The sequence below is a fragment of the Streptomyces nigrescens genome (assembly GCF_027626975.1).
GTDB classification, from domain to species: domain Bacteria; phylum Actinomycetota; class Actinomycetes; order Streptomycetales; family Streptomycetaceae; genus Streptomyces; species Streptomyces nigrescens.
The window spans coordinates 2,614,606-2,627,991 of the sequence record NZ_CP114203.1; the positions used below are offsets into that span (position 1 = coordinate 2,614,606).

Consider the following 13,386-nt stretch of genomic DNA (forward strand, 5'->3'; position numbering starts at 1 on the left):
CAGGAACTCGGCCGAGTTTCCTTCAAGTTCCTGCAAAGACAGCCCGCAGGAACACGCCCTCCACCTGGCACGACCTGCACGATCGCCAGGTGACGTCCCGTCAGAACGAGCGTCATTTGAGCGTCACGAGCGTCAATTCAGCGTCAAGATATCGCCCGTAACGCCCACAACGCACATAATGCGCACGCACGAAACCGCAGGTCAGGCGCCCTTGGCCGCCTTCTCCAGCACCACAACGCACTCCACATGATGGGTCATAGGAAACAAATCAAACGCCCGCATCCGGCGCGGTGCATACCCCGCCTCGGCGAAGTACTTGAGGTCGCGGGCGAGGGCGGCCGGGTCGCAGGCTACGTAGGCGATGCGGCGGGGGGTGAGGGAGGCGAGGTGGGTGACGGTTTTCTTGCCGGCGCCGGCGCGGGGTGGGTCGAGGACGACGAGGTCGACGTCGGTGATGCCGGTGCGGGGCAGGATCTGGTCGACCTTGCCGTGTTCGATGCGGACGCGGTCGAGGTCCTCGAGGTTGTGGCGGGCGTCCTCGACGGCGCGCTTGCCGGATTCGATGCCGAGGACCGCGCCCTTGTCTCCGACGCGTTCGGCGAGGGCGCCGGCGAAGAGGCCGACGCCGCAGTAGAGGTCGAGGGCCATGTCGCCCTTCTTGGGCATCAGGCCCTGCATGACGGCCTCGACCAGGAGGTCGGCGGCCTTCGGGTGGACCTGCCAGAAGCCGCCGTTGCCGACCCGCCAGGTGCGGCCGGCGGCACGTTCGCGGACGAAGGGGCGGCCGTGGACGCGGTGCACGCCGCCGTCCTTCTCCCCGACCCTCATGACCGAGACCGGCTTGTCGAGTTCGACGATGGGGAGGCGGCCGCCGGGGCGGGGGGTGAGGATGACCTGGCGGTCGTGGGAGCCGGTGGCGGCGATCGCCTCGACGGTGGCGATCTGCGGCCATTCGCGCTGCTCGATGCCGAGTTCGGAGACACCGGGGGCGGCGATCATGCAGTGGGTGACCGGCTCGATGTCGTGGGAGCGGTGCTTGCGCAGGCCCGCGTGGCCGTCGGCGTCCACCGCGTACTGGACGCGGGTGCGCCAGGCGGGTACCTCGCCCTTGGCGACCTTGTCGCCTGGGGCGGGCTCGACGGTGCCGTCCCAGCCCGCTTCCTCGGGCGAGAGGCCGGCCAGCCGCTCCAGCTGTTCGGCGATGACCGAGGACTTCAGGCGGCGCTGGGCGCCGGGCGCGGCGTGCTGCCAGTCGCAGCCGCCGCAGCGGCCGGGGCCGGAGAAGGGGCAGGGGGCCTCGACCCTGTCCTTGGAGGCCTCCAGGATCGAGACGGCGTCGGTGCGCAGGAAGCGGGCGCCCTCCTCGCCGTCGGTGACGCGGGCGATGACGCGTTCGCCGGGCAGCGCATGCCGTACGAAGAGGACCTGGCCCTCGTCGGTGCGGGCGACGCAGTGGCCACCGTGGGCGACCGGGCCGACCTCGACCTCGTACTCCTCGCCGACCAGCGACTTCTTGGGTTCTGCCTGCATGGCGGGAGGGCTCCTGGGGTGGGGTGGTGCCGGGGCGGTACGGCGGGACGCCGACCGTCAAGTCTACGGCCCGGCGTGCGGTGCCTCGGTCGGTGCGGTGCCCCGGTCGGCACAGGACCTGCCGTGTGGTTCCCGGTCCGTGGGTGCCCGGTCGGCACGGTGCCCTGGGCGGCACGGTGCCCCGGTCCGTGCGTGCGTGCAGTTCCGTGCGGCACCCCGGCCCGTGCGGTGCGTGCCGACCAGGCGGTTCCCCGGCCCGTGCGCCGTCGGGGGCGCCGAGGCCCCGCCTGGTCGGCACGGACGCCGTCGCCCGCCCGGCCGGCACGCCCGCTCCCTCCGGCCAGGGCGGTGCCGTAGCCCCAGCCTCTCGCCCCGTAGCAGCCCCTACTTCATGGTGGCTGCCTTCTCCTTCTTCGGCTGGGCGACCGGGCCGCGGCGGACCGCGCCCGGAGCGTTCCACTCGGCGCGCTTGCGGGCGCGCTTCTTGGCGGCCTCGGAGGAGTCCAGCTGCCAGGGCACGGAGGTGACCATGACGCCGGGGGTGAAGAGGAGGCGTCCCTTGAGGCGGAGTGCGGACTGGTTGTGGAGGAGGTGTTCGTACCAGTGGCCGACGACGTACTCCGGGATGTAGACGGAGACGGCGGCGCGCGGGCTCTGCCGGCGCAGCGACTTCACATAGTCGATGATCGGCCGGGTGATCTCGCGGTACGGGGAGGCCAGGACCTTCAGCGGCACCTCGATGCCGCGGCGCTCCCACTCCTCCCGCAGGGCCTTGGTGTCGGCCTGGTCGACGTCCACGCTGACCGCTTCGAGGGTGTCGGAGCGCATCAGCTTGGCGTAGTTCAGGGCGCGCAGGGTGGGCTTGTGCACCTTGGAGACCAGGACGAGGGAGTGCACCCGGGAGGGGCGGACCACATCGTCGTCGGGGGTGTCCTCGGCGGCGATCTCGTCGGCGACCCGGTCGTAGTGGCGGCGGATCGCTGACATCGTCACGAAGAAGATGACCATGCCGAGCAGGGCCACCCAGGCACCGTGGGTGAACTTCGTCAGGAGGACGACCACGAGGACCAGGCCGGTGAAGAAGGCGCCGAAGGCGTTGATGGCGCGCGAGCGGTGCATACGGCGGCGCTTGGCGGGGTCCTTCTCGGTGATCAGATGGCGGTTCCAGTGACGGACCATGCCGATCTGGCTGAGTGTGAAGGAGACGAAGACGCCGACGATGTAGAGCTGGATGAGGCGGGTGGAGTCCGCGCCGTAGAGGTAGACCAGGATCGCGGCGGCGCCGGCCAGCAGGACGATGCCGTTGGAGAACGCCAGGCGGTCACCGCGGGTGTGCAGCTGGCGCGGCAGATAGCGGTCCTGGGCGAGGATCGAGCCGAGCAGCGGGAAGCCGTTGTAGGCGGTGTTGGCGGCCAGGAACAGCACCAGCGCGGTGGCGGCGGCGAGCACGACGAACAGCAGGCTGCCCTTGCCGAAGACCGCCTCGGCCACCTGCGAGATGACCGGGTTCTGGGTGTAATCGGCGCCGACCGGCTTGCCGTGGTCGAGCAGGTCCTTGGCGGGGGTCTCGGCCATCCTGACGTTGGTGGCCATCGCCAGGCCGATGATGCCGCAGAACATGGTGACGGCCAGCCCGCCCATGAGGGCCAGGGTGGTCGCGGCGTTCTTGGACTTCGGCTTGCGGAAGGCCGGCACACCGTTGGAGATCGCCTCGACGCCGGTGAGCGCGGCACAGCCGGAGGAGAAGGCGCGCAGCATCAGGAAGATCAGCGCGAAGCCGGCCAGGCCGCCCTGTTCGGCGTGGATGGTGTAGTCGGCGGTGGGGGCCTTCATGGTGTCGCCCATGACGGCGCCGCGGATCACACCCCAGATGATCATGATGAAGACGCCGGCCACGAAGACATAGGTCGGGATCGCGAAGAGCTTGCCCGATTCCTTGACGCCACGCAGGTTCATCAGCGTCAGCAGCACGATGATGCCGATCGCGCACAGGGTCTTGTGCTCGACGACGAACGGGATCGCGGAGCCCAGGTTCTCCACTCCGGAGGAGATGGAGACCGCGACGGTCAGCACATAGTCGACGAGCAGGGCGCTGGCGACGGTGAGACCGGCCTTGGGACCGAGGTTGGTGTTGGCCACCTCGTAGTCGCCGCCGCCGCTCGGGTAGGCGTGCACGTTCTGCCGGTACGACGCGACGACGGTGAACATCAGCACCACGACCGCGACCGCGATCCAGGGGCTGAAGCTGTACGCAGACACACCCGCGACGGACAGGACGAGCAGCACCTCGCCCGGCGCATAGGCCACGGAGGACAGCGGGTCGGAGGCGAAGACGGGGAGTGCGATGCGCTTGGGAAGCAGGGTTTCCCCGAGCTTGTCGCTGCGCAGTGCGCGCCCGATCAAGATCCGTTTGGGCACGTCGGTCAGTTTGGACACGCAGAGGATGCTAAGCCTTCGTCAAGGTCTGCGCCCACCCGCTCCCCGCACGGTCTGTGGCGAGGAGGAGCAGAGCGGGGCGGCCGGGGCGCGTACGGCCTGCTGAGGGGCGCGCGCCAGGCCACGCCTCCACAGGATCCGCACGTCACACGCACGCCACGACCCCGTCAGGGCGCCGTGAGGAAGCCGTGCGGACGCCGTCAGGGCGCCTTCGTGGCATTCGTCACGGGGGCGTCGGTGCCTTCACAGGGCGCGACTCCGGGGTGACAGCGGGGTGACAGCGAGGTGGCGGGGCGGGCGGTCGGGGCGGGTGAGCAGGGGCCCTCGTGCCCGGGCGTGCGGTGGGCGCCGCGGCGTCGACCGGCGGTAAGCGCGTCACCCCCGCCCCGGCCGCTCCTGCCGGGCGGGTCACCCCTGCCGGACGCCGCTCGGCCGGGCCGCGGCCGCCGGCGGGTTACGGACGTGCAGATCGCCCAGTCCCTGCCGGGTGGCGACCAGCAGCACCCGGTCCTGCGGCCGCAGGACATAGTCGTCGCCGAGCTCGTGCACCAGCCGCGCCGGGGTGCGCTCCTCGGCCGGCGAGGGCGTGGCGGCGGCGCCCGCGACGTCCGGCTCCGGGTCGTCGGGTGCGGAGGTGTCGACCGCCAGCACCCGTAGCCGGCCCGGCCGCAGCACCTCGGCGACCGTACGGCCCTCCAGCGCGGCATGGCCCCGTGCCTCCACCCGGGCGATCAGCAGGACCCGGCGCTCGACCGGAATGGCCCCGAGGATCTGGCGCCCCATCATCGCGCCGGCGAAGGCGGGTGCGGCCAGGTAGGTGACGCTCCGGCTGCGGGTCAGCGCCCCTGGGTGCGCGGCGCGCAGGGTGCGGTAGACGGCGGTGGCGAACCGGTCGTCGAACAGCCGCAGTGTCACCCGTAGGCGGGGACTGACCGAGCGGGCGTAGAGGGCGGCCTCCAGATTCGTGGTGTCCTCGCTGGTCAGGGCGAGCAGAGTGGCCGCCCGGTCGATCATCGCGGCTTCCAGGACGCCTTCCTGTGTGACGTCCCCCAGGACGGTCGGCACCCGCAGCCGGCGGGCCAGGGCAACGCCCCGTGCCTCCGGGTCCCCCTCGATGCACACCACGGGGATGCCCATCTCGTGCAGCCGCGCCAGTACCCGGGTGCCGACCTTGCCGAGGCCCAGCAGCACCACATGGCCCGACAGCCCGCGCGGCGGACGGCGCAGCGCCGAGGCGCTGCGGAAGGTGCCGAGCCCCTCGAACGCCGCCGCGACCAGCACCGGCAGCAGCAACAGCCCGGTCAGCCCGGACAGCAGCTGCAGCACCTTGCGGGGCGCCGGATCGTTGATCGCCGGCTCGTTGATCGCGAAGAGGTCCAGCAGCGAGAGGTAGACGGCGTGCACCGGGTCCTCGCCCAGGGTCAGGGAGGACGCGACGGCCAGCGCCAGCACCGCACCGACGACCCCGCCCAGGGACCAGCGCAGCCGCCGGGAGAAGAGGGACGCGAGCGGGGCGCCCCGGCCCCGGAGCCATCGGCGGCGTACCGGGCGGCCCGTATAGGAGACGGTCTCCAGGACGACGGTGCCGCAGCCGACGGCGGCCGCGGCCGCCGCATCGTCCGGCAGGAGGACGGGCCCCTCGTCACCGGCCGCCGAACCGGGCGCGTCCGCCGGGTCGTTGGCGGACGCGGAGAGCAGCGCCAGGGTGCACAACCCGGGGGCGCCGGGCCGGCCGGGCGGCACCGGCGTACGCTCCGCGGCCCGCAGCAACAGCCCGTCCGCCTCGATGACCTTGCTGGTACCGGCGACCGCGGCGCCCGCCAGCGCGGGGGCCACGGTGTCGGCGTCGGACAGCACGGTCGTGGAGGCGTCGACGCCCTCCGCGTCCCCGCCCTCTTCTAAGTCCAGCGCGGCGACCGCCGCCGCCTGGTCGAGCAACTCCTCCAGATGCTGGCCGAGTTTGCGGTTGTAGAGCCGGATGACCAGCCGCAGCCGGGGGTTGAGACGGCGGGCGCGCAGCGCGGCATGGATGTTGAGCTCATCGTCGTCGTAGACCAGTGCCAGCGCGCCCGCCCCGGCGATACCGGCCTCGCTCAGCGCCGCGTCGTCCGGCTGCGCCGCCTCCAGGATCCGTACGGTCTCCTCCGGTGGCTCCCCACCGTCCCCGGGCGCCTCGGACCCCGGTGACGACGGACGCACCATCGCCGCCGACATCCGGCCCAGCAGCGCGCCGGCCCGGCCGAGCGCGCGGGCCGGGGGCGGAATGCGGGGGCGGTGCGGCTCCCGGGCGGAGGGGACGACGAGCGTCACCCGTTCGCCGTAGACGTCCCGGAGTTCGGCGGCCAGACGATGGGCCAGCGCATCGTCGCCGCAGACCACCATGTGCGAGGTGTAGGAGCCCTGTTGGGGCTGGAGAGGCAGGTTGGGCACACCTCGTAGCGTGCCTTACGGGCCCGGCGCGGCGCAGCCCGGCGCGGGATGCCGTCGCACCGGCGGTGCGGATCCGCTGTGGACCGCTGCCCACCGCGCCCCTTACCGGAACCGCCATTACGGCTACGGTTGTACCGGACCACGGTGCGCCCGGCGCTCCCGCTGACGCACCCGGTCCTGTCACGAGCCGTGGCTTCGTGTCGCCGGTACTGGGAGAAGAAGGTAGTGAGCAGGGTGTTTGTGCAGGTCAGCGCGCTAGTACAGGGCACGGGGTAATCAGCATGCACATCGTCATCATGGGGTGCGGGCGGGTGGGATCCGCGCTCGCGCAGACCCTGGAGAGCCAGGGTCACACCATCGCGGTGGTCGACCAGGACCCGACCGCGTTCCGCCGCCTGGGCTCGTCCTTCGGCGGCCGCCGGGTGACCGGCGTCGGCTTCGACCAGGACACCCTGCGCGAGGCCGGTATCGAGGAGGCGGGTGCCTTCGCGGCCGTCTCCAGTGGTGACAACTCGAACATCATCGCCGCCCGGGTGGCCCGCGAGATGTTCGGTGTCGAGAATGTCGCGGCCCGTATTTACGACCCTCGCCGCGCCGAGGTCTACCAGCGCCTGGGCATCCCCACCGTCGCCACCGTCCGCTGGACGGCCGACCAGATGCTGCGCCGGCTGCTGCCGTCGGGCGCCGAGCCGCTGTGGCGCGACCCGAGCGGCGGCGTCCAGCTCGCCGAGGTGCACACCGCCGCCTCCTGGGTGGGGCACAAGATCAGCACCCTGCAGGAGGAGACCGGCGTCCGCGTCGCCTTCCTCACCCGACTGGGCGAGGCGATGCTGCCGACCTCACAGACGGTGCTGCAGGAAGGCGACCTGGTGCACGTGATGATGCGCACCGACGAGGTCGAGAAGGTCGAAGCGGCATTCGCCACGGGTCCTGAGGGGGCGCACGCATGAGGGTCGCAATCGCGGGCGCCGGCGCGGTGGGCCGTTCCATCGCCGGGGAGCTCCTGGAAAACGGGCACGAGATCCTGCTCATCGACAAGGCGCCGACCGCCATCTCGGTCGAGCGGGTGCCACTGGCGGAGTGGCTGCTGGCCGACGCCTGTGAGATCACCTCGCTCGACGAGGCGGCGCTGCAGCGCTGCAACGTCGTCATCGCGGCGACCGGCGACGACAAGGTCAACCTCGTCGTCTCGCTGCTCGCCAAGACCGAGTACGGCGTGCCGCGGGTGGTCGCTCGGGTCAACAACCCCAAGAACGAGTGGCTGTTCAACGAGTCCTGGGGCGTCGATGTCGCGGTCTCCACACCGCGTCTGATGTCGGCCCTGGTCGAGGAGGCGGTGAGCGTCGGCGATCTCGTACGGCTGCTGCGCTTCAGCCACGGTGACGCCAACCTCGTCGAGCTGACGCTGCCCCCGGAGGCCGCGCTGGCCGGTACCCGGGTCGGCGATGTCGAGTGGCCCGAGGACACCTCCCTGGTCACGATCATCCGCGGTACGCGGGTGCTCACGCCCAACAAGGAGGACGCGCTGGAGGCCGGCGACGAGCTGCTGTTCGTGGCGGCGCAGTCGCGCGAGGAGCAGCTGGAGGATCTGCTGTCGATGCGGCGCGAGGACGCGTAGCGACGGCGGCGGCGCCCCGGCGCGCGGCGGACGGCCGGCGCGGGGGCGCACCCACCGGTGGCAACGACGCCGGGGCCCGGGAACCAAGCGGTTCCCGGGCCCCGGCGTTCGTGTGGGTGCCTGCCGTCAGCGGCGGTGGCGCGGTCCGCGCGGACGCTCCGTGGCGGCCTCCGCGGCGCTCCCGGCCGTCAGATCCGGAGGCAGGTCGACGGCGGCCCGGTCGAGCGTCTCGCGCTCGCCACGGCGCCGCTCCTCGGCCTCCTGCTCGGCCTTCTCCTTCGCCTCCATCTCCGCGAAGACATCGATCGGCGCCGGCGCCTTCGCCAGGAAGACCCAGGTGAGATAGACCGCCAGCAGGAACGGCGGGATCTTCAGCGCGATCAGCACCCAGCCGAGCTGGGTGGTGTCCGCCCACCAGTACAGCGGGAAGAGGATCGCGCACTTGGCGAGCAGGATCAGCCCCCAGGCCCAGCTGGCCTTCGCGTAGGCCTTCTTCCGGCCCGGGTTACGGGTGCGCCAGGAGAGGTTCTCTTTGAAGACCGGTCCCAGGATCAGCCCGATCAGCGGGACGCCGGCGAGCGTGGTGAGGATGTAGGCGAAGGCCAGCCCGAGGGTGTAGAGCATGCCCGGCAGGTAGAAGTCCTTGGCGTTGCCGGTCATCATCGCGAAGACCACACCGAAGGCCACCCCGAAGACACCGCTGAAGGCGTGCTTGACGGTGTCCTTGCGGATCAGGCGGGCGGCTGCCAGCACCAGCGAGACGGCCAGCGCGGCGATCGCCGAGAGGTGCAGGTCCTTGTTGATCGTGAAGATCGTGACGAACAGCAGGCCGGGGACGACGGTCTCCACCATGCCCCGTACCCCGCCGAACGCCTCGAACAGCGCCGCCTCGGTCACCTGCCTGCCGTCGGCGGCTCCGTCGGCGCCCTGGTCGGGCGAGGCGGGTGGGGGGCCTGCGGAGGCGTCGTGATCGGCCTGCGCGTCAGTCGTCGGTCGGTCGTAAGACGTCACCGGCTACTCCTGTCCGAGCGGTCGGAGTTCGTACTTCGGATTGAAGAGCACCCGGCGTCCGTGGCTCAACGAGACCCGGCCCGAGGCGATGAGCTTGCGGCCCGGCTCTATCCCGACGATGGAGCGGCGTCCGAGCCACACCACGTCGAGCGCGGCGGTGCCGTCGAACAGCTCCGCCTCGAGCGCGGGCACACCGGCGCGTGGCCGCAGCGTGACATGCCGCAGAGTGCCGGTGACCTTCACTATCTGCCGGTCGTCACAGTCGCAGATACGGGTGCATCCCGCGTCTTGCGCATCCTGTTGCAGCTCGGCGGACTGCAACTCCTCCTCGGAGGAGGACAGCCTGTCGAGCAGCCGGCGGAAGCGTCCGGCCGGCTTCTCGGATCGGGTCCCAGCACTCATGGCCCCAGCGTACCGGTGGCCGGGTCCCGGGATCACGGCCCGCACACGGAGTTCGTCCCCACCGCACAAAGCCGCGGCCGGCCGCCGGGCGCTACTGCTCGAACCGGTAGCCCATCCCCGGCTCCGTGATGAAGTGCTTCGGATGCGAGGGATCGCTCTCCAGCTTGCGGCGGAGCTGGGCCATGTACACCCGCAGATAGTTGGTCTCGGTGCCGTACGAGGGCCCCCAGACCTCCTGGAGCAGCTGCTTCTGGCTGACCAGCCGGCCCGCGTTGCGGACCAGGACCTCCAGCAGATGCCACTCGGTGGGGGTCAGCCGGATGTCCCGGCCGCCGCGGTTGACCTTCTTCGCGGCGAGATCGACGGAGAAACCTTCCGTCTCCACGATCACCTCGTCCTCGGCCGGCCCGGTCGGCTCGGCGCGGCGCACCGCCGCCCGCAGCCGGGCCAGCAGCTCGTCCATGCCGAACGGCTTGGTGACGTAGTCGTCCGCGCCGGCGTCCAGCGCCTCCACCTTCTCGTCGGAGGTCTGCCGGGCGGAGAGCACCAGGATCGGCACCCTCGTCCAGCCTCGCAGCCCCTTGATCACCTCGACCCCGTCCATATCGGGCAGACCGAGGTCAAGGACGATGACATCGGGGTGGCGGGCGGCGGCGAGTTTGAGGGCGGTGGCCCCGTCGGGGGCGGCGTCGACCTCGTACTTGCGCGCCTTCAGGTTGATCACGAGGGCGCGCACGATCTGCGGCTCGTCATCGACCACAAGCACCCGGTTCACTGGCGTTCTCCTCGTGGTGTCGTCTCCCGGCGGGCCGGGCCCGCCGGGCGTGGGATGAGGGGGATCCGTGCGGCCCGGCTCATGTGGTGGCCTGGGCGGGAAGATCGGGCCTGGCCGGTGGACGGCCGGGCGCGGCCCGGAGGGTCAGGACCATGGTCATCCCGCCTCCCGGGGTGTCCTCGGCGGCGAGCGTGCCGCCCATCGCCTCCGCGAAACCGCGCGCCACGGCCAGTCCCAGGCCCACCCCGGCACCGCGCGGAGCGTCACCGTAGCGCTGGAAGGGCTCGAAGATCCGGTCCTTGGCACTGTCCGGCACACCGGGGCCACGGTCGGCGATGCGCAGCTCCACCCGGTCACCGAGCGCACTGGCCGAGACCAGCACCACCGCACCGTCCGGGCTGTACTTCACGGCGTTCTCGACGAGATTGGCGACCGCGCGCTCCAGCAGCCCCGGATCGACGGCGACGATCGGCAGCTCCTCGGGGATGTCGAGGGTGACACTGCCCTCCGGGACGCCGCCGAGCGCCATCGGCACCACCTCGTCGAGGTCGATCTCCCTGATCAGCGGGGTGACCGTGCCGGTCTGCAGCCGGGACATGTCCAGAAGATTGCCGACGAGATGGTCCAGCCGGTCGGCGCCCGCCTCGATGCCGGCCAGCAGCTCCGCCTCGTCCTCCTGGGACCAGGCGACGTCGTCGGAGCGCAGGGAGGTGACGGAGGCCTTGATGCTCGCCAGCGGGGTCCGCAGGTCATGGCTGACGGCGGCCAGCAACGCGGTCCTGATGCGGTTGCCCTCGGCCAGCTCCCGGGCCCGCTCCGCCTCGCCCACCAGCCGCTGCCGGTCCAGGACGACGGCGGCCTGGGCGGCGAACGCGGCCAGCACCCGGCGGTCCTCGGCGGGCAGCACCCGGCCGGTCAGCGCCAGCGCCATGTGGTCACCCACGGGCATGTCGACATCGGCGTCCTCGGGGCGCAGCAGCGGCTTGCCGTGGTCCGTACCAGCCCGGCCCGCACAGGTCCACGGCTCCACGTCGCCGGCCCGCTCCAGCAGCGCCACCGTCTCCATCCCGAAGGTCTCGCGTACCCGCTCCAGCAGGGCGTCCAGGGTCGTCTCACCGCGCAGCACACTGCCCGCCAGGAAGGAGAGGATCTCCGACTCGGCGCGCAGCCTGGCGGCCTGGTGGGTGCGGCGGGCGGCGAGATCCACCACGGAGGCGACCGAGACGGCCACCGCGAAGAAGATCACGATGGCGACGAGGTTCTGGGGGTCGCTGACCGTGAGGGTGTGGGTGGGCGGGGTGAAGTAGAAGTTCAGCAGCAACGAGCCGACCGCGGCCGACGCCAGCGCCGGCAGCTGCCCGCCGAGCAGCGCGGCGACCACCGTCAGGAAGAGGAAGAGCAGGACGTCGTTGGCCAGGCCGGGCCCGTTCGCCATGCTGGTCAGCAGCAGCGAGAGCAGGACGGGTCCGACGACGCCGACGAGCCAGCCGGCGATGATCCGGGTCCGCCCCAGCCGCGCACCGCGCGCCACCGGCAGTCCCCGGCCCTTGGCGACCTCGTCGTGGGTGACGATGTGCACATCGAGATCGGGCCCGGACTCGCGGGCGACCGTCGCGCCCACCCCCGGCCCGAAGATGTACTGCCAGGCCTTGCGGCGACTGGAGCCCAGCACGATCTGGGTGGCGTTGACCCCCCGCGCGAACTCCAGCAGCGCGCTCGGTATGTCGTCGCCGATGACGTGATGGAACGTCCCGCCGAGATCCTCCACCAGGGTGCGCTGGACGGCGAGTTCCTTGGGCGAGGCCGAGGTCAGCCCGTCGCTGCGCGCTATGTAGACGGCGAGCACCTCGCTGCCCGAGCCCTTGGCCGCCATCCGGGCCGCGCGGCGGATCAGCGTGCGCCCCTCCGGCCCGCCGGTCAGTCCGACGACGATGCGCTCCCGCGCCTGCCAGGTGGAGCGGATGGAATGCTCCGCGCGGTACTCCTGCAGATACTCGTCCACCCGGTCGGCGACCCACAGCAGCGCCAGCTCGCGCAGCGCCGTGAGGTTGCCCGGCCGGAAGTAGTTGGACAGGGCGGCGTCCACCTTGTCGGGCTGGTAGATGTTGCCGTGCGCCATCCGGCGGCGGATCGCCTGGGGCGACATATCGACAAGCTCGATCTGATCGGCCCGCCGGACGATCTCATCCGGCACGGTCTCCCGCTGCCGGACACCCGTTATGGACTCGACGACGTCCCCGAGTGACTCCAGGTGCTGGATGTTGACGGTCGAGATCACATCGATCCCCGCTTCCAGCAGCTCCTCGATGTCCTGCCAGCGCTTGCCGTTGCGCGAACCCGGGACGTTGGTGTGCGCCAGCTCGTCGACCAGCGCCACGGCCGGCCCGCGTTCCAGGACCGCATCCACGTCCATCTCGGTGAAAACCGTGCCGCGGTACTCCAGCTCCCGGCGCTGGATCTGCTCCAGCCCGTGCAGCATGACCTCCGTACGGGGCCTGCCATGGTGCTCGACGAACGCCACGACGACATCCGTCCCCCGCTCCACGCGCCGGTGCGCCTCGGACAGCATCGCGTACGTCTTGCCGACGCCCGGTGCCGCGCCGAGATATATCCGTAGCTTGCCGCGTGCCATGGCCCCATTGTCTTACGTGAAGGCCGCCCCCACCGGGCTGAACCTGCTGCGACCCTACCGACCGAACAAGGGGACAAAAGGTGCAGTTGGCTACTTCGGGTTCGGTCTTGACGCGACTCTGATACGGGGGGTGGGGGATGGGTGAGGCCTGGGGGCGTGGCGGGTGGGGGGCTTTGGGGGAGCGGGGTGGGTGGTGCGTCGGGGGGCGGTCGGGTGCGTGGGGCGAGTGGGGCGAGTGGGGCGGCGCATCAGGTGGCGGCGAGCGGGGTGGCACGTCGGGTGAACGCGGACGGGTCCGTGGGACGGCGCATCGGGTGGCGGCGAGCGGGTGGCACGTCGAGTGAACGCGGACGGGTCCGTGGGCCCGCGCATCGGGTGGCGGCGAGCGGGATGGTGACTCAGCGCGTCAGGTGGCCGCCATCGGGGTGCGTGAGGTGGTGCGCCGGGTGGCCGCCGTCGGGTGCGTGGGATGACGCGTCGAGTGGCGGCAATCGGGTTGGGGGCGGCGCGTCAGGGGGAGTCGCCCAGGGATGAGGGGGAACGGCCGACCCG

At 71.6% G+C, this 13,386-nt stretch carries 9 protein-coding genes; 2 read left to right on the forward strand and 7 right to left on the reverse strand.

Annotated features, from left to right (window positions below; genetic code table 11):
* Positions 1-201: 201 nt before the first annotated feature.
* The 3 genes from STRNI_RS11875 to STRNI_RS11885 all read right to left on the reverse strand — a co-directional run bounded on the left by STRNI_RS11875 (position 202) and on the right by STRNI_RS11885 (position 6,348).
* Complete coding sequence (locus tag STRNI_RS11875; protein ID WP_277411251.1) at positions 202-1,530, reverse strand: class I SAM-dependent RNA methyltransferase; 1,329 nt, start codon at positions 1,528-1,530, stop codon at positions 202-204.
* A 384-nt stretch (positions 1,531-1,914) separates the two neighbouring features.
* Positions 1,915-3,966, reverse strand: a complete 2,052-nt coding sequence (locus STRNI_RS11880; RefSeq protein ID WP_127153391.1) for an APC family permease — start codon at positions 3,964-3,966, stop codon at positions 1,915-1,917.
* Positions 3,967-4,374: 408 nt separating this feature from the next.
* Entirely contained in the window at positions 4,375-6,348 is a 1,974-nt protein-coding gene (locus STRNI_RS11885; RefSeq protein ID WP_277413242.1) for a potassium channel protein, read from the reverse strand.
* Positions 6,349-6,677: 329 nt separating this feature from the next.
* Here STRNI_RS11885 and STRNI_RS11890 point away from each other — a divergent pair, with 329 nt between their 5' ends.
* Together STRNI_RS11890 and STRNI_RS11895 are read left to right on the forward strand one after the other, a co-directional pair.
* On the forward strand, positions 6,678-7,346 hold the full coding sequence (locus STRNI_RS11890) for a potassium channel family protein (RefSeq protein ID WP_018093582.1): 669 nt from the start codon (positions 6,678-6,680) through the stop codon (positions 7,344-7,346).
* Positions 7,343-8,014, forward strand: a complete 672-nt coding sequence (locus STRNI_RS11895) for a potassium channel family protein (RefSeq protein ID WP_026170356.1) — start codon at positions 7,343-7,345, stop codon at positions 8,012-8,014. The genes STRNI_RS11890 and STRNI_RS11895 overlap by 4 nt, the downstream gene beginning before the upstream one ends.
* A 126-nt stretch (positions 8,015-8,140) precedes the next feature.
* Here STRNI_RS11895 and STRNI_RS11900 read toward each other — a convergent pair whose 3' ends face one another.
* The 4 genes from STRNI_RS11900 to STRNI_RS11915 all read right to left on the reverse strand — a co-directional run bounded on the left by STRNI_RS11900 (position 8,141) and on the right by STRNI_RS11915 (position 12,834).
* Positions 8,141-9,025 carry a DUF3159 domain-containing protein gene (locus STRNI_RS11900; RefSeq protein ID WP_018093580.1) on the reverse strand — a complete coding sequence of 295 codons (885 nt, stop codon included), beginning with the start codon at positions 9,023-9,025 and terminating at the stop codon, positions 8,141-8,143.
* A 3-nt stretch (positions 9,026-9,028) separates the two neighbouring features.
* Positions 9,029-9,427, reverse strand: coding sequence for an OB-fold nucleic acid binding domain-containing protein (locus STRNI_RS11905; protein ID WP_018093579.1), 399 nt, complete (start codon positions 9,425-9,427; stop codon positions 9,029-9,031).
* A gap of 91 nt (positions 9,428-9,518) precedes the next feature.
* Positions 9,519-10,202 carry a response regulator gene (locus STRNI_RS11910; protein ID WP_018093578.1) on the reverse strand — a complete coding sequence of 228 codons (684 nt, stop codon included), beginning with the start codon at positions 10,200-10,202 and terminating at the stop codon, positions 9,519-9,521.
* Between the two features lie 79 nt (positions 10,203-10,281).
* Positions 10,282-12,834 (reverse strand): sensor histidine kinase, encoded by a 2,553-nt coding sequence (locus tag STRNI_RS11915; RefSeq protein WP_018093577.1) that lies wholly within the window; start codon positions 12,832-12,834, stop codon positions 10,282-10,284.
* Between the last annotated feature and the right edge of the window lie 552 nt (positions 12,835-13,386).